Raw genomic sequence first — 23,835 nt, 5'->3', positions numbered from 1 at the left:
CGCGCTGCGTGAGAAGGAGAGCGAATGGCCACGCAACTGCCGGTGCCGCTGGAGCTGGAGCTGCCGGAGGGGTGGACGTCGGCGCCGCCGGACGAGGTGGACGCACCGGGCGCGGCGTTCGTCGCGTTGCACCTGCCGTCGGCCGACGGCTTCACGGCCAACATCACCGTGTCCGGCAGTATGCGCTCCGGTGATGACGTCCTCGAGGAGACCGCCGACGAGTCCCTCGAACGGCTCGGAAGCGCGACGGCGGGTACCGCGGAGCTGCGGCAGCGGCAGGGGCTCGGGTCGGCGGACGCGCCCGGCCTGATGCAGCTGGTCGATCTGACCACGACGATCGACAATCAGCCGCTGAAGCTGATCCAGTTCCAGGTGTACCTGCTGCTGCGGGACGTTTCGGACCCGGAGAAGCAGGTCGTCGTCGAGGTCATGCTCACCTGTAAGGAGTCACAGTTCGACACGGTCCTGCCGGACTTCCAGACGTTCGTGTCGAACATCAGCCCTGCCTGAGCACGCCCTGCCCCCGCGTGTCCTGCACTCGGCACCGCGTGTTCTGCGCTCAGGTGTCGTCCGGTCGCCGGGCGGTGCGCTGACGCGCGACCGTTCCTCCGCGTATCCGGCCCCGGGTCGACGTGCGCCGGACACGGCTCAGGTGACCGTGGGCCTGCCGAGGTCGGCGGGCAGCAGGCCGGCGACCTCGGTCAGGTACGCCAGCGCGGAGTCCACATCGGACTGTCCGAACGGTCCCTTTTGCTCGAACCACGTCAGCAGCAGGTCGCCTTCGAACCGCAGCGGTAGTCCGCGGGTGTTGACGGCGGTGCGCAGCGCCGGATTCAGGACCGTCTCGGCGAAATCCTGGTCGCCGCGGGGCCGGACGTCCTTCTTGGTCGGTGTCACTTGCAGGGTCGGCACCTCGTGTGCGAGCCGCAGGGTGAACACGCGGTAGTAGCGCGAGTACGTCTTCCGCTCGCCGACGGTCATGGGTGTGGGGGTGTATGCCAGGCACGTGAACTCGCGGCCCCCGGTCACCCCGTGGATCAGGTCGCGGCTGATGCGGCCCCGCGCGGTCTGGGTGAACGGAAAACCGGTGAACCGGTCGGCGTAGCCGGACTCCTCCTCCTGGTACGTCCAGCCGCGCCGCTGCGCGAGCTCGGCGAGCCCGGGGCCGGAGTCGTGGCGGTACTTCTCGTCGCGCCTGCGGTTGCGCAGCATCAGCGTGACCGCCGCCGCCACGATCGCGGCGAACACGACGACGAACAGGATCGGCGCGAGAACATCCATGCCGGCTCCAACACCTCGGGAAGGGGACACCGTGCACCCTGCCATCCACCGCGCTCGCGGGTACGGCCCGCGCCGCGGTGCCGTTCTGATCGGGTGGCCGTGGCGGTGGTCACCGGTCGGACGGTTTCGCGAGGGCAGGCCGAGGCCCTAACGTCACCACTCACGGTGCGGTTCGGCCACGTTCGGGGCACCTTCGAAGGGCATGGTTCGCGTTCGGGAGGTTGGCATGGCGGAACTGGATGATGTCAGCGGTGCGGCGGTGCGGTTGCCGGACATGCGGGTGTCGTACGAGGCGGAGACCCTCGACGAGGACTCACTCGCGCCGACCTGGCACGAGCAGCTTCAGCGGTGGCTCGACTCCGCCGTCGACGCGGGGCTGCCGGAACCGAACGCGATGGTGCTCGCCACGGCCGACGCCGACGGGATGCCGTCGTCGCGGACTGTGCTGTGCAAGGGCCTCGACGAGCGCGGCATCGTCTTCTACACGAACTACACCTCGGCCAAGAGTCACGACCTGACGTCGACGCGCTTCGCGTCGGTCACCTTCCCCTGGTACCCGCTGCAGCGTCAGGTGACCGTGCGCGGCGAGGTGGAGAAGGTCGGCGCGGCGGAGACGGCGGCCTACTGGCGCGGCAGGCCGCGCGGGTCGCAGCTCGGGGCGTGGGCGTCGCCGCAGTCCACGCGGGTCGGGGGCCGGGAAGCGTTGGACGACCTGCTGGCCGCGGTCGAGCGCCGGTTCGTCGACGTCGAGGAGATTCCGGTGCCGCCGCACTGGGGTGGTTGGCGCGTACGTCCGGTGAGCGCGGAGTTCTGGCAGGGCCGCAAGGACCGCCTCCACGACCGGTTGCGTTACGTGCGCACCGACGACGACTGGCGCGTCCACCGCATCGCCCCCTGATCGCGCGGTGCCTTCGAAGCCCCAAGGGCACCTTGGGGTCGCTCCCGGGATCTGCCAGGTCGTCCAGCTCGGCTACGTCGGCTACGCCGTGTCGGCCGCCAACCGTGCCGCTCGTGCCGCCACGGCCGCCAGGGCCGATTCCGCGACCGGCGACGCCTGAGCGGTCCGCCCGCGCCCGCCCGGAGGTCCGGACCGTGCCGAAGTGAGCAGCGCCATCGGCCACAACTAGTTAGTTGTCGTACGCTAACGAGTTGTGAGTGATCGGACCGACGACAAACCCCGCGCGGCGAGGAAGCGCCTCGGTTCGATCGTCATCGACCGGCGTCCGCTGAAGATCCCGGCGTTCCGCAGGCTGTGGGTGTCGTCCCTGGTCACGGCGATCGGAAGTCAGTTGACGGCGGTCGCCGTGCCGAAACAGGTCTACGACATCACCGGTTCGTCGGCCTACGTTGGCCTGACGGGTGTGTTCGGGCTCGTCCCACTGCTGATCTTCGGGATCTGGGGCGGCGCGATCGCCGACACCGTCGACCGCCGCAAACTGCTGCTCGTCACCAACACCGGTATCGCGGTGACGGCGTGCCTGCTGTGGGCGCAGGCCTACTTCGACGTCGGTTCCGTCTGGGTCGTGCTGTCCCTGCTCGCCGTCAACCAGGCGTTCTTCGCCGTCAACATGCCCACGCGCAACGCCGTCGTGGCACGTCTCGTGCCGACGGAACTGCTGCCGTCGGCGTCGGCGCTCACGGGCACGATGACGACGTTCGGTGCCGTGTTCGGCCCGCTCGCGGCGGGTGCGCTGCTGCCGATCGTGGGGTTGTCGGCCCTGTATCTCGTCGACTCGGTGGCACTGCTCGTCGTCGTGTGGGCGGTGTGGCGGCTGCCGCCACTGCCGCCGCAGGACGGCCGGATCCGCCGCGCGGGCCTGCGCGACATCACCGACGGCTTCCGTTACCTGGGGGCGCAGAAGATCCTGCTCGCCTCGTTCGTCGTCGACATCGTCGCGATGGTCGCCGGGATGCCGCGGGCGCTGTTTCCCGAGATGGCCGAGCGCACGTTCGGCGACCCGGCAGGCGGCGGTCTCGCGCTGGGCTGGCTGTACGCGGCCATCCCGCTCGGCGCGATGCTGTTGTCGCTGATGTCCGGTTGGGCGAGTCGCGTGAGCAGGCACGGTGTGGTGGTCGTGGTGGCGATCGCGGTGTGGGGTCTCGCCATCGCCGGGTTCGGCATGTCGCAGGTGCTGTGGCTGTCGATCGTGTTCCTGGTGGTCGCGGGTGCGGCCGACATGGCGAGTTCGATCTTCCGCATGGCGATCCTGCAGACCGCGGCGACCGACGAGATGCGCGGCCGGACGCAGGGCGTGTTCACGGTCGTCGTCGCAGGCGGGCCGCGGGTGGCCGACGTGACGCACGGCTGGGCCGCCGCGGGGGTGGGGACCGGCGCGGCGGCGACCGGTGGTGGCCTGCTCGTGCTCGTCGGCGTGGCCGTCGCGGTGCTGTTGATTCCGGCGTTCTGGCGGTATCGCGCGCCGGTGACCAGCGGGAACGTATCGGACAATTCGTAACCGAATCGAGACCTGCCGCGGGTGGTCCGGTGGCCGTGCGGCACACTTTCCGGCATGTCGAACGCGGGCGTGACGGACGAGTCCTCGCCGACCGGGCAGCCCCCACTGAAACGGGTCCTCGGGTCGAAGCTGCTGTTGTTCTTCGTGGTCGGCGACATCGTCGGCACTGGGATCTACGCGCTCACCGGACAGGTCGCGGGCCGGGTCGGCGGGGCGCTGTGGCTGCCGTTCCTGTTGGCGTTCACCGTCGCCTTCATGACGGCGTTCTCGTACCTGGAACTCGTAGGCAAGTACCCGCGGGCGGCGGGTGCGGCGCTGTACACGCACAAGGCGTTCAACATCCGCATGCTGACGTTCCTCGTCGCGTTCGCGGTGATGTGCTCGGGCATCACGTCGGCGTCATCGGCGGCCGTCGCCTTCGGCGACACCTATATCGCCGAGTTCATCACCGCGCCGATGCCGCTCATGGCGATCGCGTTCATCGCACTGCTGGCGCTGATCAACTTCCGCGGCGTGCGGGAATCGGTCACCACCAACGTCGTGCTGACCTGTATCGAGATCGGCGGGTTGCTGATCATCATCGGTGTCGGCGTCTGGGCGGTGCTGAACGGGAGCGGCGACGCGAGCCGGCTCGCCGAGTTCAACACGCAGGACCAGACCATGCTCGTGGCGATCACGTCCGCCACGTCGCTGGCGTTCTTCTCCATGGTCGGCTTCGAGGACTCGGTGAACATGGCCGAGGAGACGAAGGATCCGGCGCGCGTGTTCCCCAAGGCGATGCTGTGGGGCATGGTGATCGCAGCGACGATCTACATCCTCGTGTCGGTGACGTCGTCGCTGCTGGTGCCCGCCGAAGGACTCGAGGCGGCCGAGAGCGGCGCGCTGCTCAAGGTGATCGACATCGGCGCGCCCGGCATGCCGCGGGAGATCTTCTCGGCGATCGGCCTGTTCGCGGTCGTCAACTCCGCACTGATCAACATGCTCATGGCCAGCAGGCTCGTGTACGGCATGGCGAACGAGCGGATCATCCCGAAGGTGTTCGGCACGGTGCACCCCGCCCGTCGCAGTCCGTGGGTGGCGATCCTGTTCACGAGCGCCATCGCCGTCGTGCTGGTGTCCGTTGTGGACATCGACGTGCTCGGCGGTACGACGGCGTTGCTGCTACTCGTCGTCTTCGCGGTGGTCAACGTGGCGGTGCTGGTTCTCCGGCGGGATCCGGTGCCGCACAACCACTTCCGAGCGCCGACGGTCGTTCCCGTGCTGGCGGCCGTGTTCTGCCTGTACCTGGCCAGTCCGCTGTCCGGCCGACCGGCGCGCGACTACGTGGTCGCGGCGATCCTACTGGCGGTCGGGCTCGTCCTGTGGGCCGTCAACCACGTCGCGATGCGTGCGCTGCACCAGAAGCAGTCCGCAGACGCCTCGCGGTAGACCGTCTCAGGCGAGATTCGCCAGTTCCACCGGGTCGTGGGAGCAGAACACCGTCACCTCGCCGGTACGGGACACCTCGGCGAGGCGCCGCTGGTTGGCGACGCGGGCCGCGCGATCGGTCTGCAGCGCGCGTTCGAACAGTGACAGACCGCGCGGGCAGTGCGGCTCCGTCTCGAGTTCGCCGCGGAAGAAGTACGCATCGCCGGCGTGCAGCCGCCATTCGTCGCCCGCGCGCACGGCGACGCCCGCGTGGCCGCGGGTGTGCCCGGCCAGCGGGATGATCAGGACCTCCGGCGGCAGGCCCGTGAGCTGGCGTACCGCGTCGAAGCCGAACCAGCCCTCACCGCCGGGTTCGTAGGCGGTGAAAGCGGGTTCGTGCGCGAACTGCACCTTGCGGTACCGCGACCGCTCCTTGGCGTCGGCGGGCTGTTCGAGGGCGCGCAGTTCCCGGGCGTTGATGTGCACGGTCGCGTGCGGAAAGTCGACGAGGCCGCCCGCATGGTCGAGGTCGAGGTGGGTCAGCACGATGTGCCGCACATCGGCTGGCTCGAAGCCGAGTGCCCGGACCTGTGCCGCGGCGGTGCGGGACGGGTCGCGCACCGGCGAGATCCCGGTGGCGAAGGCCCGGCCCAGCCATTCGGCGGGCCGGCTGAGCGCGGGCGTTCCCATGCCCGTGTCCACGAGCACCAGTTCCGAATCGGTCTCGACCAGTATGCAGTGGCAGGTCAGCTCCGCGCGCCGCGCGATGCCCGGCTCGCCGTCGACGAGCCCGCCGCCGAACGGCCGCATCGCGCCGCCGCTGAAATGGTGGACCCGTGTCGTCATGATCACGACCCTAGTCGCAGCCGACCGCCGTGTGCGGCCGTTCGCTGTCGGCGTACCACCGGGCGGCCATCCTGGTGCGTGCCGCCACCGCCCCGCGATGTGCACCAGCACGTCCCAGTATGTTCGGGACATGGCCAATCCGACCGGGGAACACTTCGAGCTTCTGCGCGGCAACGCGCGCGCCGTCGTCACCGAGATCGGCGCGGGGCTGAGGTCGCTGACGATCGGCGGCGCCGCGTACGTCGAGACCTTCGCCGAGGAGGAGCAGCCGCCGAAGGGGGCCGGGCAGGTCCTCGTGCCGTGGCCGAACCGCACTGCCGGAGCGCGGTGGACGTTCGACGGCGAGGAGCAGGAGCTCGAGGTCACCGAACCCGCTCGCGGCAACGCCATCCACGGCCTGGTGCGGCATCAGGAGTGGGAGCTGGTCGAACACGCCGAGTCCTCGATCACGTTCGGCTGCGACATCGGCGCCGCGAAGGGCTGGCCGGTGCCGCTGCGCACCGGCATCGTCTACGACCTCGCGCCGCGCGGGCTGACCGTCACGCACACGGTCAGCAACGAGGGCGACAAGGCGGTCGGCTTCGGCGTCGGGGCGCATCCCTATTTCCGCATCGGCGACGTGCCCACCGACGAACTCACGCTGACGCTGCCCGCCACGCGCGTGCGGCCGTTCGACGATGACAAGCAGTTGCCCTACGGCGAGGAACAGGACGTCGAGGGCACCGGCTACGACCTGCGCGGTGGTCGCATCGTGGGTGGACTGGACCTGGACACGGCGTTCACGGGGCTGGAACTCGGCGAGGACGGACTGCACCACGTGTGGCTGAGTCACCACGAAGGGACCCTGGACGTCTGGTCCGAACCGGATTTCCGCTGGGCCCAGGTGTTCACCCCGTCGGACTTTCCCGAGCGCGGCCGTGCGATCGCGATCGAGCCGATGACGTGCCCCGCGGACGCGCTGAACTCGGGCACCGACCTCATCACGGTCGAACCGGGTGAGACGTGGCGTGGTTCGTGGGGCATTCAGCTCGCAGGTTCGTTAGCCTAACGAACTATGACTACCGCAATCACGAACGGATACGTGGTCCCCGTCGACGGTGACCCCATCGACGGCGGCACAGTGCTGATGGACGGCGGCAAGATCGTCGCCGTGGGATCCGGCGTCGACGTGCCCGCCGACGCCGAGGTCGTCGACGCCGCGGGCCGGTGGGTCCTGCCCGGCTTCATCGACGCGCACGCCCACCTCGGCGTGCACGAGGACGGCGAAGGCTGGTCCGGCAACGACACCAACGAGATGACCGACCCCAACGGCGCCCGGTTCCGCGCGCTCGACGGCATCGACCCGTACGAGCCCGGATTCGACGACGCACTGTCCGGCGGCGTCACGAGCGTCGTCATCAAGCCCGGCTCCGGCAATCCCATCGGTGGGCGCACCGTCGGCGTGAAAACGTGGGGCCGCACGATCCTCGACATGATGTTCGCCGAGGACGTCAGCGTGAAGAGCGCACTGGGCGAGAACCCGAAGCGCGTCTACGGTGAGAAGGACAAGACACCGTCGACCCGCCTCGGCGTGGCCGCCACCCTGCGTGAGGCGTTCACCAAGGCCCGCAACTACGCCGCCCAGCGCGACCACGCGGCGGCCGAGGGCAAGCCGTTCGACGTCGACCTCACCATGGAGACACTGGTGCAGGTACTCGACGGCGAGCTGTACTGGGATCAGCACACCCACCGCGCCGACGACATCGTCACGGCCGTGCGACTGGCCGAGGAGTTCGGCTACAAGCTCGTCGTCAACCACGGCACCGAAGGCCACCTGATCGCGGACTTCCTCGCCGAACGCGACGTGCCGGTGATCCTCGGGCCGCTGTTCACCTCGCGCGCCAAGGTGGAGCTGCGGAACCGATCGATGCGCGCCGCGGGCATCATGGCGCGTGCCGGTGTGAAGCTCGCGATCACGACTGATCATCCCGTGATCCCGATCGACTTTCTCGTCTACCAAGCGGCGCTGGCGGTCAAGGACGGTCTGGACCGGACGACGGCGTTGCGCGCGCTGACGGTGCATCCGGCGGAGATGCTCGGACTCGGCGACCGCATCGGTGCGCTCAAGCCCGGCATGGACGCCGACGTGGCCGTGTGGTCCGGCGACCCGCTGGATGTCATGAACCGTGCCGAGCGGGTGTTCGTCCGCGGTCGCGACGTGTACGCGTTCGACGACGCGACGGGCGAAGGCGTGGTCGCCGACCGCCGCTACCGCGAATAACGACACCCGGGCAACGCGGCGGCATGGCGACGCTGCGGCGTGGGCAACGCGGCGGCGGGCGCGGTGCGGCGGCGTGAGTACGCGGGCCGCGTGTCCTGCACTCGGCCCCGCGTGTTCTGCACTCACGCCGCCGTGTTGCGCCCTCGGGGGCCCGTGTTGCGCCCTCCGGGGCCCGCAGGTCTCGCGCTGTGCGGTGCCATGGTGTTTCCGGTTGCGAAACCGTCGGTAGCGCAGGTCGAGTTCAGCCGCCACGGCGCCGGATGGTCGACCACCGTCACCGCGGAACATGCCGGCCTGGGTGCAGTTCTCGCGGTTTCGGAGCAGATCTCGGCGTGCTGAATGCAGAACACGCTGGACTGAATGCAGAACACGCGCCCCGGAATCCGCAACACGGGCCCCGGGAACTGCAACACGGGCCCCGGAATCCGCAACACGGCGTCGTGAGTGGGGTTACGCCTCCTTGAGGGCGCGGGCGATGACCATGCGCTGGATCTGGTTCGTGCCCTCGAAGATCTGCGGCACCTTGGCCTCGCGCATGTAGCGCTCGACGGGGAAGTCGCGGGTGTAGCCGGCCCCGCCGAGGACCTGCACGGCGTCGGTCGTCACCGTCATCGCCGAATCGGTCGCGACGAGCTTGGCCACCGACGCCTGCCGCTGGAACGGCATGCCGCGGTCGCGGCGCCGGGCCGCGTCGAGGTACATCGCCCTGGACGTCTCGACGGCGGCCGCCATGTCGGCGAGCAGGAACTCCATCCCCTGGTTCTCGATGATCGGTTTGCCGAACTGCTGCCGGGTCTTCGCGTACGAGACGGCCTCGTCGAGCGCCGCCTGAGCCAGGCCGACCGAGCACGCCGCGATACCGAGCCGTCCGGACGCGAGTGAATCGAGCGCGATCTTCAGCCCCGCGCCCTCCCCGCCGATCAGTCGCCCGGCGGGCACGCGGGCGCCGGAGAAGATCATCTGCGCCGTCGTCGACCCGGTCAGGCCCATCTTGCGCTCGGGGGTGGCCGCGTCGAGTCCCGGCGTCGAGCCGTCGACGAGCAGGCAGCTGATGCCCTTGGCGCCGTCGTCGGAGGTCCGGACCATCGTCGTGTAGAAGTCGGCCTGACCGCCCGCGGTGATCCACGCCTTCGTGCCGTTGACGACGTAGTCCCCGTCGTCGCGCCGGGCGCGGGTGGACAGCGCTGCCGCATCGGATCCGGCGTGCATCTCGGACAGCGCGTAGGCGCCGAGTAGCTCGCCACCGAGCATGGCTGGCAGCCACGCATCGCGCTGCTCGTCCGTGCCGTAGTGGGCCAGCGCGAAGCACGACATCGTGTGCACCGACAGGCCGACGCCGACGGACATCCACGCGCCCGCGATCTCCTCGAGAGCCTGCAGGTACGTCTCGTACGGCACCTCGCCGCCGCCCCAGCGTTCGGAGTACGGCAGACCGAGCAGACCGGACTTGCCGAGCAGCCGGAACTGCTCCCTGGGGAACCGCTCGGCCTCCTCGTACTCGGCTGCGACCGGCGCCAGTTCGTCACGGGCGATCTCGCGGGCGAGCGCGATGAGGTCTGCGGACTCGGTGTCGGGAAGCAGGCGTTCGGCGGGCATCGGTGGCTCCTCGGCTGGCTGTGTCGCCCCGAGGGGCGCCCTGGGGGCGCTCAGCGCCACAAATGTTCCCTTCGCGCTGCTCCTGATCGTCTGACCGCGAGGGGAAGATTCGGGGCGTTCAACGCCACCAAGGTGCCCTTGGGGGCAAAACTTAGTACTGAAAACAGTACTGTGGTGGTGTTCTCAGTACCATCATAAGCTCGACGTATGCCCCAGAACCAGACCCGGCGGCGAACTCGCCCGGCCACTGCCCGTCAGCAGGCGTTGCTCGCCGAGGTCGAGGAGCTGTTCCTCGCCGACGGGTTCCTCGGCTACACCCTCGACGACCTGGCAGGACGCCTCCGCTGCTCGAAGTCGACGCTGTATGCGCTCGCCTCCAGCAAGGAACAGCTCGCCGTCACGGTCGTCACGCATTTCTTCCGCGGGGCGGCCGAGCGCATCGAGGCGCGGGTGGCCGGGGCCGCCGATGCGCGGGCGAGGATCCAGGAGTATCTGGCCGGGGTCGCCGAGGAGCTGGGCCGCGCGTCGGAGACGTTCATCGCCGACGTCGACACGTTCGAGCCGACCCGTGTCACGTACGAGTTCAACTCCCACGCCGCCGCCGACCGCATCCGCGCGTTCATCTCGGAAGGCATGTCCGACGGTCTGTTCCGCGACGTGCACGGGCCGCTGGTCGCCGAGTTCGCCGAGTTGCTGATCGAGCAGATCCAGAGCGGAACCGTCAGGGCGCGCACCGGCTACTCGGACGCCGATGCCTTCGCCGCACTGTCCGATCTGCTGCTGGGGGGCCTGCAGCGGGACGGCGGTCACGGAGGCGACGGTGGGCCCGGCCGCACCGGCGCCACCGCCGCTGTCACGCGTGCCGGTAACGTCCTCGCGACCGCGGCTGCCGGGGGCACCCCGGTAGCCGGTCGTGACGCTGAACCCACAACGGTCACGGACGACGCCGTGGCGGCCGAGACCGGCTCGGCAACGACGAAAGGAGCGCGGCGATGATCGTGTCCGGCGGTGAGGCGCTGGTGGACCTGGTGCCCGCGGAGTCCGATCCGGCGCTGCTGGCCCCTCGGCTCGGTGGCGGGCCGTACAACGTGGCACTCGCCGCGGGCAGGCTCGGCGTGCCGACGGCGCTGCTCTCGCGGTTGTCGACGGACCGTTTCGGCGACGCGCTCGTCGAGCGGCTCGAAGCGTCCGGTGTGGACACGTCCCTGCTGCAGCGCGGCCCTGAGCCGACGACGCTCGCCGTGGTCGCCCTCGATGAGACGGGCGCGGCGCGCTTCAGTTTCTACACCGAGGGCACCGCCGACCGGCTCGTCGAGGACCCGGGGCCGTTGCCCGCCGGCACCGGGATTCTGTCGCTCGGCACCCTCGGCATGGTGCTGGAGCCGGGTGCGAGCGCCTACGAGGCCGTGCTCCGCCGGGAGGCCGCGCGTGGCGTACTCACCGCGCTCGACCCGAACATCCGCGCCGACATGATCAGCGATCCCGACGCCTACCGGAAACGGTTCGCGTCCTGGCTGCCCGATGTGCGGTTGCTGAAAGTGTCCGACGACGACGCGGAGTGGCTCACCGGCGGGGAGTCGGCCGTCGAGGCGGCGGCGACATGGCTCGACGCCGGGGTCGAGGCCGTCGTGCTGACTCGTGGCGGTGACGGTCTGTCGGTGCTCACGACCGACGGTGAGGTCGCACGCGTACCCGCGGCGGATGTCGCGGTGGTCGACACGATCGGTGCCGGCGACACCGTGTTGGGAGCGCTGCTGGCGTGGTTCGCGGACCGCGGCGTGACGAATCTCGCCGCGATGACGCCCGACACCTGGACGCAAGCGCTTGCGTACGCCTCTCGTGCGGCGGGTGTGACGGTGTCACGCAGCGGCGCCGAACCGCCTACCTCGAACGAGTTAACCGGCGACCAAAACGCCAGCGTGTGAACCTTGTCGCACCGGGTCGCTGTGTGTAACGCCACGGCTGCGAAAAAGCCCTTATCTGGACTAGCGTTAGGGAGCATTCGTACCCCAGCGGGGCGGTGCGACGAGGCTGAAGGGCCTGTCGCGTACACGCGGTGACCAGCAGAACATGCGGTCGCCACCGGCCGGCCCGTGTGACCGTGAGAGGCATGTGCATGTCCGACGCGACTGCGGCGCAGTCCGAGGGCGAGAAGGCCGTGCTCCGCCTGCCCGATGGCGAGCACGACTTCAACGTTGTCCGCCCTGTTGACGGCGCCCCCGGCATTCAGCTCGGGAAGCTGCTGGCCCAGACCGGCTACATCACCTACGACCCGGGTTTCGTCAACACCGGGGCCGCGTCTTCCGCCATCACCTATATCGACGGTGAGGCGGGGATCCTGCGCTATCGGGGTTATCCCATCGAACAGCTGGCGGAGCGCTCGACGTTCGTCGAGGTGTCCTACCTGCTGATTCACGGCGAGCTGCCGAACAAGCAGCAGCTGGAGGACTTCACCTCGAAGATCAACCGGCACACGCTGCTGCACGAGGACCTGAAGCGCTTCTTCGACGGTTTCCCGCGGGACGCCCACCCGATGCCGGTGCTCTCCAGCGCCGTCTCGGCACTCTCGACGTTCTATCAGGACGCGCTCGACCCGTTCGACAAGTCCAACGTCGACCTGTCGACCGTGCGCCTGCTGGCGAAGGTCCCCACGATCGCGGCCTACGCCTACAAGAAGTCGATCGGCCAGCCGTTCCTCTACCCGGACAACTCGCTCGGTCTCGTGGAGAACTTCCTCCGCATGACGTTCGGTCTGCCCGCCGAGCCGTACGAGATCGACCCGGTGATGGCGAAGGCCCTCGACCAGCTGTTCATCCTGCACGCCGACCACGAGCAGAACTGTTCGACGTCGACCGTGCGGCTCGTCGGCTCGTCCGAGGCGAACCTGTTCGCGAGCATCTCGGCCGGCGTCATGGCGCTGTTCGGCCCGCTCCACGGCGGCGCGAACAGTGCCGTGCTGGACATGCTCGAGGGCATCAAGGCCGACGGCGGCAACGTCGACAGGTTCGTCGAGCGGGTCAAGAACAAGGAGCCCGGCGTTCGCCTGATGGGCTTCGGCCACCGGGTCTACAAGAACTACGACCCGCGCGCGAAGATCATCAAGAAGACGGCCGACGAGATCCTGTCGAAGATCGGCGGCAACGACGAGCTGCTCGACATCGCCAAGCGGCTCGAGGAGCGCGCGCTGTCCGATGAGTACTTCATCGAGCGCAAGCTCTACCCGAACGTCGACTTCTACACGGGTCTGATCTACCGGGCCATGGGTTTCCCGACGCAGTTCTTCACGGTGCTGTTCGCCCTGGGCCGGCTGCCCGGTTGGATCGCGCACTGGCGCGAGATGATCTCCGACCCGGAGACGAAGATCGGCCGTCCGCGTCAGATCTACACGGGTGCGAAGGAGCGCGACTACAAGCCGCTCTCCGAGCGCTGAGTACGACAGCGCTGACTCGCGGTTCGCACACGAGGGCCGCCGCCCGATATCCGGGCGGCGGCCCTCGTCGCGTGCGGAAACCGTTGCCGCGTGCCCCCAAGGGCACTTTGGTTGCATTCAGTGCGACGTTTCTTCCCCTCGCGGGCACGACTGGTCGGCCGAGTTGTAGCGGATCGTGAGGGGAAGGTTTGTCGCGTTCAACGCCACCAAGGTGCCCTTGGGGGCAAACGGGTCACGCCGTCAGGCGAGGGTGCGGAGGCCTTCGGTGGTGCGGGCGACCAGGTCGTCGACGCGGGAGCGGGCCGCTTCGGCCTCGGCCGGCACGAGGCCGAGGCGGGTGCGCCGGTGCAGCACGTCGTCGGCGTCGAGCGCGCCTTCGTGGCGGGCGGCCCACACGACCTCGGCTGCGGTGACGTCGGTGCCCGCGAAGACCGGCTCGGCGAGCTCGCGATCGACCTCGCCGAGCGCCGCCACTCGCGGGGCCTCGGTGCCGTACTTGGCGACCAGTCGCGGCGGCGCGTCCACAACGGACAGCTGGCTGCGGCTCGCGGCGCCGAACAGTGGCAGCCTGCTGGTCCGTGATCGCCCGGCGGGCAGGCGCGCCGATCGCACCGCCGCGTCGACGGCGTCCTCGGCCATCTTCCGGTAGGTCGTCAGCTTGCCGCCGACCACGGTGAGCACGCCGGTGTCCGGGTCGGTCAGCACCGCGTGGTTGCGGGACAGGTCGGCCGTCGCGCCGTCGGCCTCCAGCAGAGGGCGCATTCCGGCGAAGGAGCCCAGCACGTCGTCGCGGGTGAGTCGACGTTCCAGTATCGACGACGCCACCTCCAACAGGAAGGCCACATCGGACTGTGGAACCGTCGGAACGTCCTCGGGGTCGCCGTCGAGCGGTTCGTCGGTCAGCCCGAGATACACCCGCCCGCCGGGCTGGGGGAGTAGCAGCACGAAGCGGTTCAGTTCCCCCGGAACCGGCACCATCACGGACGTATCTCCCAGGCCGGTCCGTTCGGCGTCGAGCACCAGGTGGGTTCCCCGTGACGGTCGCAACCGCACCGACGGCGCCAGCGAGCCCGCCCAGACGCCCGTCGCGTTGACGACCTGCTTCGCCCGTAGTTCCACAGTGGATCCCGTCATGCCGTCGCGTGCGACGACGCGGTCGGCGTACAGCCGTGTCGCCGAGAGTCGCGTAAGGACACTCGCGCCGTGTGCCGCCGCCGTACGGGCGATCGCCACGACGAGACGCGCGTCGTCGGTGAGCGCCCCGTCGAACGACAACAGGCCGCCCCGCAGTCCGGTGCGCCGGAGACCGGGCGCGAGGGCGAGTGCCTCGGCCGACGGCACGGCCCGTGGTCTCGGCAGCAGTGACGACGGGGTCCTCGCCGCCCGTCGCAGCGCGTCGCCCGCGTGCAGTCCGGCCCTGGTGAGCAGGTGCCCGGGTTCGGTGGCCGGGCCGTAGGCGGGGAACACCTGCGCCATCGGCCGGGTCAGGTGCGGCGCGGTGCGGGTCATCAGTACGTTTCGCTCGACGGCGCTCTCGTGTGCGAGGCCGAGCTCGCCGTGGGCGAGGTAGCGCAGCCCGCCGTGCACGAGCTTGCTCGACCACCGCGACGTGCCGAACGCGAGGTCGTGGGCCTCCACGAGTGCGACGGTGAGCCCGCGGGACGCCGCGTCGAGTGCGCAGCCCGCGCCGGTGGCGCCACCGCCGACGACGATGACGTCGATCTGCTTGCCGGCGGCCAGGTCGTCGAGTTCTCGCGTGCGACGGCGGGCTGTCAGGGAGGCCGTGATCATGGCGTGAGGGCTCCTTCGAGCAGCTGGGCGAGTTCGGTGAGCAGGTTCTCCGGGGGTACGCCGGTCTCGCCGGCGGTCGCGGGCCGCAGGGACAGTACGAACGACTGGAGCAGTAGCAACAGCGCGCGAGACTGTGCCGCCGGATCGCCGGGCCGCACGGAACCGTCGGCGTGGCCTTCGACGACGAAGGTGTGCAATCCGTCCTCGGCGAGGCGTTGCGTCGCCCCGAGGCGTTCGGTGACGTACGGCAGCAGCAGCTCGGCGTCGAGGTCCAGCACGGTGCGCAGCAGCGGATCGGTGCCGAGTCGGCGGACGCCCGCGACGGCGTGTTCGACGAGGCGGGACCGTGCGGTGCCGCCCGCGGGGACGTCGTCGGCCACTCGCTGCAGCAGGGCGGTGAACTCTCTGGTCATGAGCGTCGCGAGGACGTTGCCGACGTCGGGGAAGCGCCGGTACACGGTCATCCGCGACACGCCGGCGGCCTGGGCGATGCCGGTGAGCGTGGTGCGCCGAACGCCGCCGGCGAGCACGCATTCCTTGGCCGCATCGAGCAGTGTGTCGTCCGAGACACGACCACCGGCACGGGTGTGACATTCCGGCTTCATGTGTCACACTATAGTCGTGACCGACAGCATTGACCACCGCCTGCGAGGTGCCTGGACGCCCGACGGTGCCGACGCCTCCCATCTCACGGCCAAGGAGCTCCGCTGGTTGCGGAGCCGGATCGGCGACACCACCCCGAACGATCCGGTGGCGCCCGATTCCGCCATCGCGACGCCGCCGTCGCAGTTGCCGGAGCGGACACGGTCCGCCATCGCCGCGGTCGTCGGCGCGGGCAACGTGCTCGAGGAACCGCGTGAACGCCTCGAGCGCAGCGGCGGGCTGTCGTACCTGGACCTGCTGCGGCGACGGCAGCCGACCGCGGGAATCCCCACCCCCGACGGCGTCGTGCTGCCGGGCAGTCCGAAACAGGTGCAGCAGGTGCTGGACGTGTGTGTCGAACACGACGTCGGCGTGGTGCCGTTCGGTGGCGGCACGTCCGTCGTCGGCGGTGTGACGGCGTTCAGGGGCGACAAGAAGGCCGTGATCGTCCTGGATCTGGAGCGCCTGAACCGCCTCGTGTCGGTCGACCCGATCTCCCGTACAGCGGTACTGCAGGCCGGGGTGCGCGCACCGGACGCCGAGCGCATGCTGTCGGCCCACGGCTTCACCCTCGGTCATGTCCCGCAGTCGTTCGAACGCGCCACCATCGGCGGGTTCGCGGCGACCCGTTCGGCGGGGCAGGCCTCGTCCGGATACGGCCGTTTCGAGGACATGGTCACCGGTGTGCGGCTGGCGACCCCGCGCGGCGAGTGGGAACTCGGCGTGGCGCCGGCGTCGGCGGCCGGGCCCGATCTGCGGCAGCTGGCGATCGGCAGCGAGGGAACCCTCGGCGTCATCACCGAGGTCGCGGTGCGCGTGCGGCCGCTGCCCGACAGCGAGCACTTCGAGGCGGTGGCCGTCGACGGCTGGGAACGCGGTAGCGGACTCGTGCGGGAGCTGGCGCAGCAGGGGCTGCTCGCCGACATCACTCGCCTGTCCGATGTGGACGAGACGGCGGTGCAGCTGCAGCTGGCGGGGACGTGGAAGACGAGCGCGTTGCGCCGTTACCTGAGTGCCCGTGGGGTCGACTCCCCGTGCCTGCTGGTGCTGAGCTGGCACGGGGAGTCGGCCGACCGCCGCAAGAAGGCGATGCGGCTGTTGCGCTCCGGTGGTGGCGTGTGGCTCACGTCCGCACCGGCGCGAGCGTGGCTGCGCGGCCGGTTCGGTGGGCCGCGCCAGCGGGATGCGCTCCTCGACGCGGGCGTGTGCGTGGAAACCCTCGAAACCGCAACGCACTGGTCGAAACTCGGCACGCTCTACGACCGGGTGCGTACCGCGTTACGGCGGGAACTCGGCCATCCGCTGATCATGTGCCACGTGTCGCACGCCTATGAGACCGGTGCGTCGCTGTACTTCACGGTGTTGACGCCGCGGGATCCGGAGGATCCGATCGGTCAGTGGGAACGAGCCAAGGCCGCGGCCTGTGAAGCCATCTCCGCCGACCGTGTCGGGACGATCTCGCACCACCACGCCGTCGGCATGGACCACGCGCCGTATCTGACGGCCGAGATCGGCGAACTCGGCCGTGACGTCCTCGCCGCCGCCAAGCGGGCGGTCGACCCGACCGGGATCCTCAACCCCGGCAAGCTCATCGGCTGACGGGCGTGCCCTCCGGGACGACGGTCACGTCGAGTCCGTGGGTGCCGGCCGCCTCGCCGGTCAGCCGGGCGGCACCGTACTGGACCAGTTCGGCGGTCCGCACGGGTGCGCCGTCGACCAGCAACGGCATGTTGCCGCCCTCGATGCCGACATAGGCGTACACCTCGTCCAGAGTGGACCCGTCCTCGAGCCGGATATGTCCACTGTGGAGGCGTGCGAGGTCGTAGGCCTTGCCCCGCGCCTCGCAGACGTCGAGTGCTTCGACCTGGCCCGGCGTCGCGAACCACACGGCGTGCCACTCCGTGACACCCGGTGCGGACGCGAGCGTCGCGGGCCGCTGGTCGTCCCGCGGCCGCAGCGCCGCCGCCCACACGGCCGCCAGGTCGCGGCATTCCGCGCGTGCGGAGATCACCGGCCCGGACAACCCCAGCGTTTCCCGCAGCCACGTGATCTTCGAAGGGCACACGTTCGAGCCGTAAGCCAGCACCGGCACGCGCTCGCGGTCCGCGCGTGCCGCCGCGAGCGTGTCGGCAGACAGTGCGTACCCAGCGCCGTCGTGGTGGACGTACGAGTGCGAAGGGCGGGCGCCCGGGTACGGGTCCTCCGGGTATTGGGCGTCGTGGAAGATCGGTTCTCCGGAAATCAGGATCGCTCAGCCCTCGATGATGTACGCGATGCCGCCGCTGCCGCTCGCGACCTCGCCTTCGGCGTCGTAGCGCTTGGTGCGCTGCCAGATCGTTTCGAACTGCTCGCGATCGTAGACGCGCCGCACCTCGTCGTTGGACTTGGACGCCGGGTCGTTGGCGATCACGTCACCGTCTTCGGTGAACCCGACGACCACAAGGAGGTGTCCCGCGGTGCCGTAACCGGCGCCGTCCAGCTCCTTCTCCAGGAACGACTGTGACGTGATGACCGGGATGCCGCGCGCGATGTAGCTCTCCAGTTCGGCCAGCGAGTGCAGGCGGGTGACGTTGCCCTTGAGCCCGTACTGCGAGGCGTAGGCGGTGTTGAACGGCCAGTTGCCGGTGCCCTCGTAGGCGTAGTCGTAGGTGTGCCGCGCCGCGTGCGCCACGCTCTTGTCCGGATAGTCCGCGGGAAGCCACGACAGCTGTTCGTCGGTCGGCTTCGCGCCCCAGTACTCCGCGACCATCGTCGTGGACGTAGGGCTGCACCACGCCTGGCCGCCACCGCCGTACTCTGGATAGTTGCCACGGTGGACGTTCTGCGCGTACGTGGGCACGTCCAGCTCGATGCCGGCCGCCTCGCCCGGCTCCGTCAGCTCCGGGCGGAACCGGTCCGGCACGTCGGAGGTCATCGCCCCGACCTGCGTGACCACCGGTGAGGCGTTGGACCCCTCGGCGCGGTACAGGGTCACGCGCAGCCGGTAGGCACGGAACGCCACGCCGTCGGCGGCCGACAGCGTGTCGGTGTAGACGGCGGCGTGCTCGTCGGACTGGCCCGTGACGCTGGTGCGCTCGATGTCGCCGTCGCCGTAGGCCCACTTGCCGAGCGTGTACCAGGAGGTGTCGGCACCGGCTGCGGTGCGCGCCTGCGCCTGGACCTTCAACCAGGTGCCCTCCGGCGTGCGGGCGTTCCAGGACGAGATGAGCTCGGAGGCGTCGAAACCGGGTTCGTGGACCGGTGACGTCCAGGTGCCGTACTCGTAGCCGTTCTCGGTGCCTACGGGATCGCTGATGCGCATGCCCTCGTCGCCGGGGCTGACGCCGTCGAGCTCGCCCGAGGCGAAGTCGCGCGGGCTGCTCCAGCCGTGGTGGTCGATGGCTTCGTCCTCGGTGGAAGGGGCCGCGGCTCGCGCGGACGCTTCGCCAACGGGTAGGGCCGGAGCGGAGGCGGTCGCCGTGGGCTGCAGGATCACCGATGCCGTGATCGCCGCCGTCAGCACCGTGGAGAGTCGTCCGCGCATGGCGAGTCATTGTTATCGCCGGACAGCGGCGTGTAAACCGCGGATGGACCGTTCGGCCCACGTCGTGGGTCCCTCTTCTCACCCTCCGTGCGCACCGCGGTTCGCGGGAGCGCCCCCAAGGGCACTTTGGTTGCATTCAACGCAACCAAAGTGCCCTTGGGGGCATCTGCCCCTGGGCCGGGTGGGGGATCGCCTAGAAGTGTCGGATGTCGAGCTTGCCTTCGGCGTGGTCGGCGCGGATGCGCTTCTTGTCGAACTTGCCGACGCTGGTCTTCGGCACCTCGGGGATGAACGTCCAGTGCTCGGGCAGCTGCCACTTGGCGACCTTGTCGCGCAGGAACTCCCGCAACTCCTCGGCGGTGACGGTGTGGCCCTCCTTGACGACCACGGCCACCAGCGGGCGCTCGTCCCACTTCTCGTCCGGCACGCCCACGACCGCGGCTTCGGCGACCGCCTCGTGCGCCATGACGTCGTTCTCCAGGTCCACCGACGAGATCCACTCGCCGCCCGACTTGATGACGTCCTTGGATCGGTCGGTCAGCGTCAGGTAGCCGTTCGGGGTGATCTTGCCGACGTCACCGGTGCGCAGCCAGCCGTCGCGGAACTTCTCGGGGTCCGACCCCTTGTGGTACGCGCCGGCGATCCACGGCCCCGCCACCTCGAGCTCACCGACGCTCTCGCCGTCCCACGGCACCTCGTTGCCGTCGTCGTCGATGAGCCGCGCCTGCACCGAAGCGGGGAACCGGCCCTGCGTGTAGCGGTAGCGCCACGCCTCGTCGCCGGAGGCCCCTCGCGGCGGACGGGCGACGCTGCCCAGCGGCGACGTCTCGGTCATGCCCCAGGCGTGCAGCACCGGGACGTTGTAGCGCTCCTCGAACGCGTGCATCATCGACGGCGGCGCTGCGGAACCGCCCACCACGACCTCGCGCAGATGGGAGATGTCCTGCGGGTTGGCCTCGAGGTGCTGGAGCAGCCCCTGCCAGATCGTCGGCACGGCGGCGGCGTACGTCGGCTGCTCTGCGGCGAGGATCTCGGCGATCGGCCCCGGCTGCAGGAACCGGTCGGGCATGACCATCGACGTGCCCACCATGAACGCCGCGTACGGCACGCCCCACGACATCGCGTGGAACTGCGGCACGATCACCAGCGCCGTGTCCGTGTCGCTCAGGCGCATGCTGTCCGACATGCACACCTGCATCGAGTGCAACCAGATCGAGCGGTGCGAGTAGACCACGCCCTTCGGCTCACCGGTCGTACCGGACGTGTAGCACATCGCGGCCGCCGACCGCTCGTCGATCTCCGGCCAGTCGAACTGTGCCGGCTGGGCAGCGAGGAGCTGCTCGTAGTCGTGAACCTGCACTCCCTCGGGAGCTTCGACGGTCGCCGGGTCACCGTTCGCGACCACGACGTGACGCACCGTGGACATCTCGGCGAGTGGCTTGTTCAGCAGCGGGATGAGCGTGCCGTCCACGATGATGACGTGGTCCTCGGCGTGGTCGGCGACGTACACCAGCTGCTCGGGGAACAGGCGGATGTTCAGCGTGTGCAGCACGGCGCCCATGGCAGGGATCGCCATGTAGGCCTCGAGGTGCTCTGCGTTGTTCCACATGAACGTGCCCACGCGCTGGTCGCCCGTCACGCCGAGGCCGCGCAGGGCGTTCGCCAGCCGCGCCGCCCTGTCGCCGACCTCGGCGTAGCTGCGCCTGCGCGTGTCCGATCCGGTCCACGTGACCACTTCGCTCGTGCCGTGCAGCGTGCTGCCGTGCTTCAACAGGGTGGCGATGGAAAGGGGGGCATCCTGCATCGTGCTCAACATTGAGGCTCCCGTGGTTCTTGCGGTGAACGCGGATTCAGCGCGAGCCTATCCGTAAGCTGCGACATGCAGCAGGTGCTGCGTATAACAGTTACGCGTAGTGGCGGGCCACGGCTCCAACGCTTCGACCTGCATGCCTCGGACGGGGGGTCATCGCGTGTCGATTTCGCGGACGAAGGGGTCTTGGCGTTTACTGGGCGCGTGGTAAGAGACGGCCTGGCCAGCGCTTGCTCGGGCAAGCACCTGGGGACCCGGGTTGTCGCCGCTGCACAAGCGGCACCCGAGAAGAAAGGAAAGGTACGTTGGCTCTGCCTACGTTGACTCCGGAACAGCGGCAGGAAGCCCTGGCCAAGGCGGCCGAGGCTCGCAAGGCGCGCTCGGAGCTGCTTGCGTCGATCAAGGACGGTTCGGAAACCATCGAGAAGGTGCTGAACCGCGCCAAGGACGACAAGACGGTTGGGAAGACCAAGGTCACCCAGCTGCTGAAGGCTGTTCCCGGGCTCGGCGCCGTGAAGGTCGCCGCGCTCCTGGAGCAGGCGGGCATCGACCCTGACCGCCGGGCCGCAGGCCTCGGCGACCGTCAGCGCGAAGCTCTCATCAGCGCTCTCAAGTGACGCCCCGCGTCCGTGGGTGGCCCGCCGTCACGGCGTGTCACCCACGGGCCGTCGCGCCCTTTTCCTCCGATTTCGAACCGGTTCGGTTCCGGTTCGCACATTCGCCTGCGGTGATTCGCGTCGGCGATTCGCCGCCGGTTTCCTGGCGACCGCTGTCGCTGCGCGTGTGCCGTCGGGCATCACCGCGGGCGCGAACCGTGCTGGAGCGCGTCGGGGTCGAGTCCCATCGCGTGGGCGAGCGTCGCGAACTTCGCCGACGTCTCGGCCAGTTCGGCCTGCGGATCCGAATCGGCGACGATGCCGCCGCCCGCGTACATCCGCAGTGATGCCGCGCCCGCGTCGGCACAGCGGATCGACACGGCCCATTCGCCGTCCCCTTCGCTGTCGACCCAGCCGGTGGCACCGGCGTAGTAGCCGCGGTCGAACGGCTCCAGCTCGCCGATGAGCTGCCGCGCGGACGCCACGGGCGTGCCGCAGATCGCGGGTGTCGGATGCAGTGCCGAGGCCAGCTGCAGCGCTGTCGTCGCAGGGTCGGCCAGTTCGCCGATGATGCGCGTGCCGAGGTGCCACATGGCCGGGGTGCGTTCCAGCGCCGGTTCGGCGGGCACGTCGAGCGTGCGGCAGAACGGGCCGAGTGCCTCGGCGACGGCCTCGGTGAGGATCGTGTGCTCGATGAGGTCCTTCTTCGACCCCAGCAGCGCTTCCGCGTTCGCGGTGTCGGTGGCGGCGTCCGCCGAACGGGGCATGGACCCGGCGAGCGGGTGTGCCACGACGCGCCCGCCGCGGCGGGAGACGAGCAGTTCCGGACTGGCGCCGAGCAACGTCCGCCCGCCGGGCAGGTCCGCGGCGTACACGTGGCCGTGGCGGTGGTCGAGCACCAGGTTCCGCACGATCGCGGCGACGGGCGCCTCGTCGGCGAACTCGACGTCGAGCGCCCGTGCGAGAACGACTTTTCGCAGGTCACGAACGGCCAGCTCGGTGACGGCCGTGCGCACCGCGCCGACGTGGTTCGGCGGTTCGGGGACGGCCCGCACCGCCGCGGGCACACCGACGTGTTCCCTGGTGAGCCTGCCCACGTCAGGGTGTGCCGGGCCCGCTGTGTGGGTCGTCTGCGGGACGACCAGCCGTGCAGGGGTTCCGGAGGCGGCGTCGTAGGGCAGGACTCCCGTGGCGATGCCACCGCGCTCGGCGAGGGCCGCCGACACCCGGTCTGCGAGTGCGTGCTCGTCGGTCCCGGTGATCTCGTGGGCGACGCCCCGGGTGAGGATCGTGCGGTGTGCGGTGGCGAACAGGAAATCGCCGCGCCGGTAGTGCTCGACGAGGCCCGCGGCGTCCATGCCTTCAGTGTCCCAGCGCGGCGGGCGCCGGGCTCCACCATCGCTCTGTGATCTCCAGCTCGTCGCCGGTCAGGACGGCCACCGAGGCGTCGTAGCCGCTGCCGGGCTGCAGGGCGGCGAGCCTGGTGGTGGCCGGGTCGAGGGTCGATGCCGCGGCCGACACGAGACGTATCGGCTCGCCGGGCGCCGACAGCGTGAGGCTCGTCAGCGGGATGCGCAGCCCTTTGCCGGTCGCCTTCATCAGGGCTTCCTTGCCGGTCCAGTAGCGGAAGAACGAGCGGGTGCGGTCGCTGTCGGCCAGGTCGGCGACGGCGGCACGTTCGGTGTCGGACAGGGCGTAGTCGAGCAGCCCGTCGTCGGCGTGACGTGTCGTGGCTTCGACGTCGAGGCCCAGTTCGGCGCCGTCGGTCAGAGCGAGCCCCACGCGATCGCCTGCGTGGGATATCGACAGTCGCAGCGTGCTGCCGGGCAGGCGCGGCGGGCCGTGCTGCTTGTCGCAGTCCTCGCAGGCCGCGTCGAACACGACGTCGGCTGCCGGCACTCCGAGTCGTTCGCCGACCAGGGTCTTCGCCATGACCCGCCCGGTGAGGAACCGCCGACGGTCGTCGGACTTGCGGTACGCGCCGTACCGCTCCCGTTCGACGTCGGTCAGGAGTCCGCGGTGCTCGGCGGCGTCGTCCACCGGAACCGCCCACCAGACGGCACAAGTGATCATGCCCAACAGACTAGCCGCGCGAAGCGTTTCCGTGGGGCTTGGCGGCTTGCGCGACGGGTGGGCATTCGCTGAATGCCCCCAGGGGCACTTTGGTTGCATTGAGTGCGACCAAAGTGCCCCTGGG

At 69.8% G+C, this 23,835-nt stretch carries 21 protein-coding genes and 1 pseudogene; 12 read left to right on the top strand and 10 right to left on the bottom strand.

Features of this window, described 5'->3' with window-relative positions:
• Positions 1 to 24: 24 nt before the first annotated feature.
• The gene (locus tag LY12_RS13620; RefSeq protein WP_253856569.1) at positions 25 to 510 is read left to right on the top strand and encodes a hypothetical protein; all 486 of its coding nucleotides are present in this window, start codon (positions 25 to 27) and stop codon (positions 508 to 510) included.
• 138 nt (positions 511 to 648) lie between these two features.
• On the opposite strand, the gene LY12_RS13615 is transcribed toward LY12_RS13620, so the two are convergent.
• A complete protein-coding gene (locus LY12_RS13615; RefSeq protein ID WP_253856567.1) occupies positions 649 to 1,281 on the bottom strand; it encodes a hypothetical protein in 633 nt (210 codons plus the stop codon).
• Between the two features lie 226 nt (positions 1,282 to 1,507).
• Here LY12_RS13615 and pdxH point away from each other — a divergent pair, with 226 nt between their 5' ends.
• The 4 genes from pdxH (at position 1,508) to LY12_RS13595 (ending at position 5,165) form a co-directional block, all read left to right on the top strand.
• On the top strand, positions 1,508 to 2,179 hold the full coding sequence (gene pdxH, locus LY12_RS13610) for a pyridoxamine 5'-phosphate oxidase (protein WP_253856565.1): 672 nt from the start codon (positions 1,508 to 1,510) through the stop codon (positions 2,177 to 2,179).
• Between the two features lie 7 nt (positions 2,180 to 2,186).
• Entirely contained in the window at positions 2,187 to 2,339 is a 153-nt protein-coding gene (locus LY12_RS13605; RefSeq protein ID WP_253856563.1) for a hypothetical protein, read from the top strand.
• A gap of 93 nt (positions 2,340 to 2,432) precedes the next feature.
• Positions 2,433 to 3,737, top strand: a complete 1,305-nt coding sequence (locus LY12_RS13600) for an MFS transporter (RefSeq protein WP_253856562.1) — start codon at positions 2,433 to 2,435, stop codon at positions 3,735 to 3,737.
• 54 nt (positions 3,738 to 3,791) lie between these two features.
• A complete protein-coding gene (locus LY12_RS13595) occupies positions 3,792 to 5,165 on the top strand; it encodes an APC family permease (RefSeq protein ID WP_253856560.1) in 1,374 nt (457 codons plus the stop codon).
• Positions 5,166 to 5,171: 6 nt separating this feature from the next.
• On the opposite strand, the gene LY12_RS13590 is transcribed toward LY12_RS13595, so the two are convergent.
• The gene (locus tag LY12_RS13590) at positions 5,172 to 5,990 is read right to left on the bottom strand and encodes an MBL fold metallo-hydrolase (protein ID WP_253856558.1); all 819 of its coding nucleotides are present in this window, start codon (positions 5,988 to 5,990) and stop codon (positions 5,172 to 5,174) included.
• A 130-nt stretch (positions 5,991 to 6,120) separates the two neighbouring features.
• Between LY12_RS13590 and LY12_RS13585 the strand changes: the two genes are divergently transcribed.
• Complete coding sequence (locus LY12_RS13585; RefSeq protein WP_253856556.1) at positions 6,121 to 7,038, top strand: aldose 1-epimerase family protein; 918 nt, start codon at positions 6,121 to 6,123, stop codon at positions 7,036 to 7,038.
• Positions 7,039 to 7,044: 6 nt separating this feature from the next.
• Entirely contained in the window at positions 7,045 to 8,250 is a 1,206-nt protein-coding gene (locus LY12_RS13580; protein WP_253856554.1) for an amidohydrolase, read from the top strand.
• A gap of 450 nt (positions 8,251 to 8,700) precedes the next feature.
• On the opposite strand, the gene LY12_RS13575 is transcribed toward LY12_RS13580, so the two are convergent.
• Entirely contained in the window at positions 8,701 to 9,846 is a 1,146-nt protein-coding gene (locus LY12_RS13575; RefSeq protein WP_253856552.1) for an acyl-CoA dehydrogenase family protein, read from the bottom strand.
• A gap of 207 nt (positions 9,847 to 10,053) precedes the next feature.
• Here LY12_RS13575 and LY12_RS13570 point away from each other — a divergent pair.
• From LY12_RS13570 to LY12_RS13560, 3 genes and pseudogenes are all read left to right on the top strand, one after another.
• A pseudogene (locus tag LY12_RS13570) lies at positions 10,054 to 10,644 on the top strand (TetR/AcrR family transcriptional regulator); the annotation flags it as partial.
• 194 nt (positions 10,645 to 10,838) lie between these two features.
• On the top strand, positions 10,839 to 11,771 hold the full coding sequence (locus LY12_RS13565; protein ID WP_253856550.1) for a carbohydrate kinase family protein: 933 nt from the start codon (positions 10,839 to 10,841) through the stop codon (positions 11,769 to 11,771).
• Positions 11,772 to 11,962: 191 nt separating this feature from the next.
• Positions 11,963 to 13,276 (top strand): citrate synthase, encoded by a 1,314-nt coding sequence (locus tag LY12_RS13560; protein ID WP_253856548.1) that lies wholly within the window; start codon positions 11,963 to 11,965, stop codon positions 13,274 to 13,276.
• A 240-nt stretch (positions 13,277 to 13,516) separates the two neighbouring features.
• Here LY12_RS13560 and LY12_RS13555 read toward each other — a convergent pair whose 3' ends face one another.
• Together LY12_RS13555 and LY12_RS13550 are read right to left on the bottom strand one after the other, a co-directional pair.
• Positions 13,517 to 15,067, bottom strand: coding sequence for a glycerol-3-phosphate dehydrogenase/oxidase (locus tag LY12_RS13555; protein WP_253856546.1), 1,551 nt, complete (start codon positions 15,065 to 15,067; stop codon positions 13,517 to 13,519).
• Complete coding sequence (locus tag LY12_RS13550; protein WP_253856544.1) at positions 15,064 to 15,672, bottom strand: TetR/AcrR family transcriptional regulator; 609 nt, start codon at positions 15,670 to 15,672, stop codon at positions 15,064 to 15,066. Before LY12_RS13550 ends, LY12_RS13555 begins: the two co-directional genes overlap by 4 nt.
• Positions 15,673 to 15,688: 16 nt before the next feature.
• On the opposite strand from LY12_RS13550, the gene LY12_RS13545 reads away from it, so the two are divergent.
• Positions 15,689 to 17,308, top strand: coding sequence for an FAD-binding oxidoreductase (locus LY12_RS13545; RefSeq protein ID WP_253856542.1), 1,620 nt, complete (start codon positions 15,689 to 15,691; stop codon positions 17,306 to 17,308).
• Here LY12_RS13545 and LY12_RS13540 read toward each other — a convergent pair.
• The 3 genes from LY12_RS13540 to LY12_RS13530 form a co-directional block, all read right to left on the bottom strand.
• Positions 17,298 to 17,801, bottom strand: coding sequence for a gamma-glutamylcyclotransferase (locus tag LY12_RS13540; protein ID WP_308292111.1), 504 nt, complete (start codon positions 17,799 to 17,801; stop codon positions 17,298 to 17,300). The two genes, LY12_RS13545 and LY12_RS13540, sit on opposite strands and share 11 nt — an antisense overlap.
• A gap of 159 nt (positions 17,802 to 17,960) precedes the next feature.
• A complete protein-coding gene (locus LY12_RS13535) occupies positions 17,961 to 19,232 on the bottom strand; it encodes a C39 family peptidase (RefSeq protein ID WP_253856540.1) in 1,272 nt (423 codons plus the stop codon).
• 193 nt (positions 19,233 to 19,425) lie between these two features.
• Positions 19,426 to 21,048 (bottom strand): long-chain fatty acid--CoA ligase, encoded by a 1,623-nt coding sequence (locus LY12_RS13530; RefSeq protein ID WP_253856538.1) that lies wholly within the window; start codon positions 21,046 to 21,048, stop codon positions 19,426 to 19,428.
• Positions 21,049 to 21,347: 299 nt separating this feature from the next.
• Here LY12_RS13530 and mihF point away from each other — a divergent pair, with 299 nt between their 5' ends.
• On the top strand, positions 21,348 to 21,659 hold the full coding sequence (gene mihF / locus LY12_RS13525; RefSeq protein ID WP_253856536.1) for an integration host factor, actinobacterial type: 312 nt from the start codon (positions 21,348 to 21,350) through the stop codon (positions 21,657 to 21,659).
• Between the two features lie 179 nt (positions 21,660 to 21,838).
• On the opposite strand, the gene LY12_RS13520 is transcribed toward mihF, so the two are convergent.
• Positions 21,839 to 22,996, bottom strand: a complete 1,158-nt coding sequence (locus LY12_RS13520; RefSeq protein WP_253856535.1) for an isochorismate synthase — start codon at positions 22,994 to 22,996, stop codon at positions 21,839 to 21,841.
• Between the two features lie 4 nt (positions 22,997 to 23,000).
• Positions 23,001 to 23,711, bottom strand: a complete 711-nt coding sequence (locus tag LY12_RS13515) for a 4'-phosphopantetheinyl transferase family protein (RefSeq protein WP_253856533.1) — start codon at positions 23,709 to 23,711, stop codon at positions 23,001 to 23,003.
• Between the last annotated feature and the right edge of the window lie 124 nt (positions 23,712 to 23,835).

It is taken from the genome of Prauserella alba (assembly GCF_024171735.1).
Classification (GTDB): domain Bacteria; phylum Actinomycetota; class Actinomycetes; order Mycobacteriales; family Pseudonocardiaceae; genus Prauserella; species Prauserella alba.
The sequence above is the reverse complement of the archived record's forward strand: the minus strand, read 5'-3'. Positions and strand labels throughout refer to the sequence as shown.

Bases quoted from the DNA above. Each gene is read 5' to 3' on its own strand.
- LY12_RS13595 (WP_253856560.1), top strand. From the start codon at position 3,792: ATGTCGAACGCGGGCGTGACGGACGAGTCCTCGCCGACCGGGCAGCCC.
- LY12_RS13550 (WP_253856544.1), bottom strand. From the start codon at position 15,672: ATGAAGCCGGAATGTCACACCCGTGCCGGTGGTCGTGTCTCGGACGAC.
- LY12_RS13575 (WP_253856552.1), bottom strand. From the start codon at position 9,846: ATGCCCGCCGAACGCCTGCTTCCCGACACCGAGTCCGCAGACCTCATC.
- LY12_RS13580 (WP_253856554.1), top strand. From the start codon at position 7,045: ATGACTACCGCAATCACGAACGGATACGTGGTCCCCGTCGACGGTGAC.
- LY12_RS13520 (WP_253856535.1), bottom strand. From the start codon at position 22,996: ATGGACGCCGCGGGCCTCGTCGAGCACTACCGGCGCGGCGATTTCCTG.
- LY12_RS13620 (WP_253856569.1), top strand. From the start codon at position 25: ATGGCCACGCAACTGCCGGTGCCGCTGGAGCTGGAGCTGCCGGAGGGG.
- LY12_RS13555 (WP_253856546.1), bottom strand. From the start codon at position 15,067: ATGATCACGGCCTCCCTGACAGCCCGCCGTCGCACGCGAGAACTCGAC.
- LY12_RS13535 (WP_253856540.1), bottom strand. From the start codon at position 19,232: ATGCGCGGACGACTCTCCACGGTGCTGACGGCGGCGATCACGGCATCG.
- pdxH (WP_253856565.1), top strand. From the start codon at position 1,508: ATGGCGGAACTGGATGATGTCAGCGGTGCGGCGGTGCGGTTGCCGGAC.
- LY12_RS13590 (WP_253856558.1), bottom strand. From the start codon at position 5,990: ATGACGACACGGGTCCACCATTTCAGCGGCGGCGCGATGCGGCCGTTC.
- LY12_RS13565 (WP_253856550.1), top strand. From the start codon at position 10,839: ATGATCGTGTCCGGCGGTGAGGCGCTGGTGGACCTGGTGCCCGCGGAG.
- LY12_RS13585 (WP_253856556.1), top strand. From the start codon at position 6,121: ATGGCCAATCCGACCGGGGAACACTTCGAGCTTCTGCGCGGCAACGCG.
- LY12_RS13560 (WP_253856548.1), top strand. From the start codon at position 11,963: ATGTCCGACGCGACTGCGGCGCAGTCCGAGGGCGAGAAGGCCGTGCTC.
- LY12_RS13515 (WP_253856533.1), bottom strand. From the start codon at position 23,711: ATGATCACTTGTGCCGTCTGGTGGGCGGTTCCGGTGGACGACGCCGCC.
- LY12_RS13530 (WP_253856538.1), bottom strand. From the start codon at position 21,048: ATGTTGAGCACGATGCAGGATGCCCCCCTTTCCATCGCCACCCTGTTG.
- LY12_RS13615 (WP_253856567.1), bottom strand. From the start codon at position 1,281: ATGGATGTTCTCGCGCCGATCCTGTTCGTCGTCGTGTTCGCCGCGATC.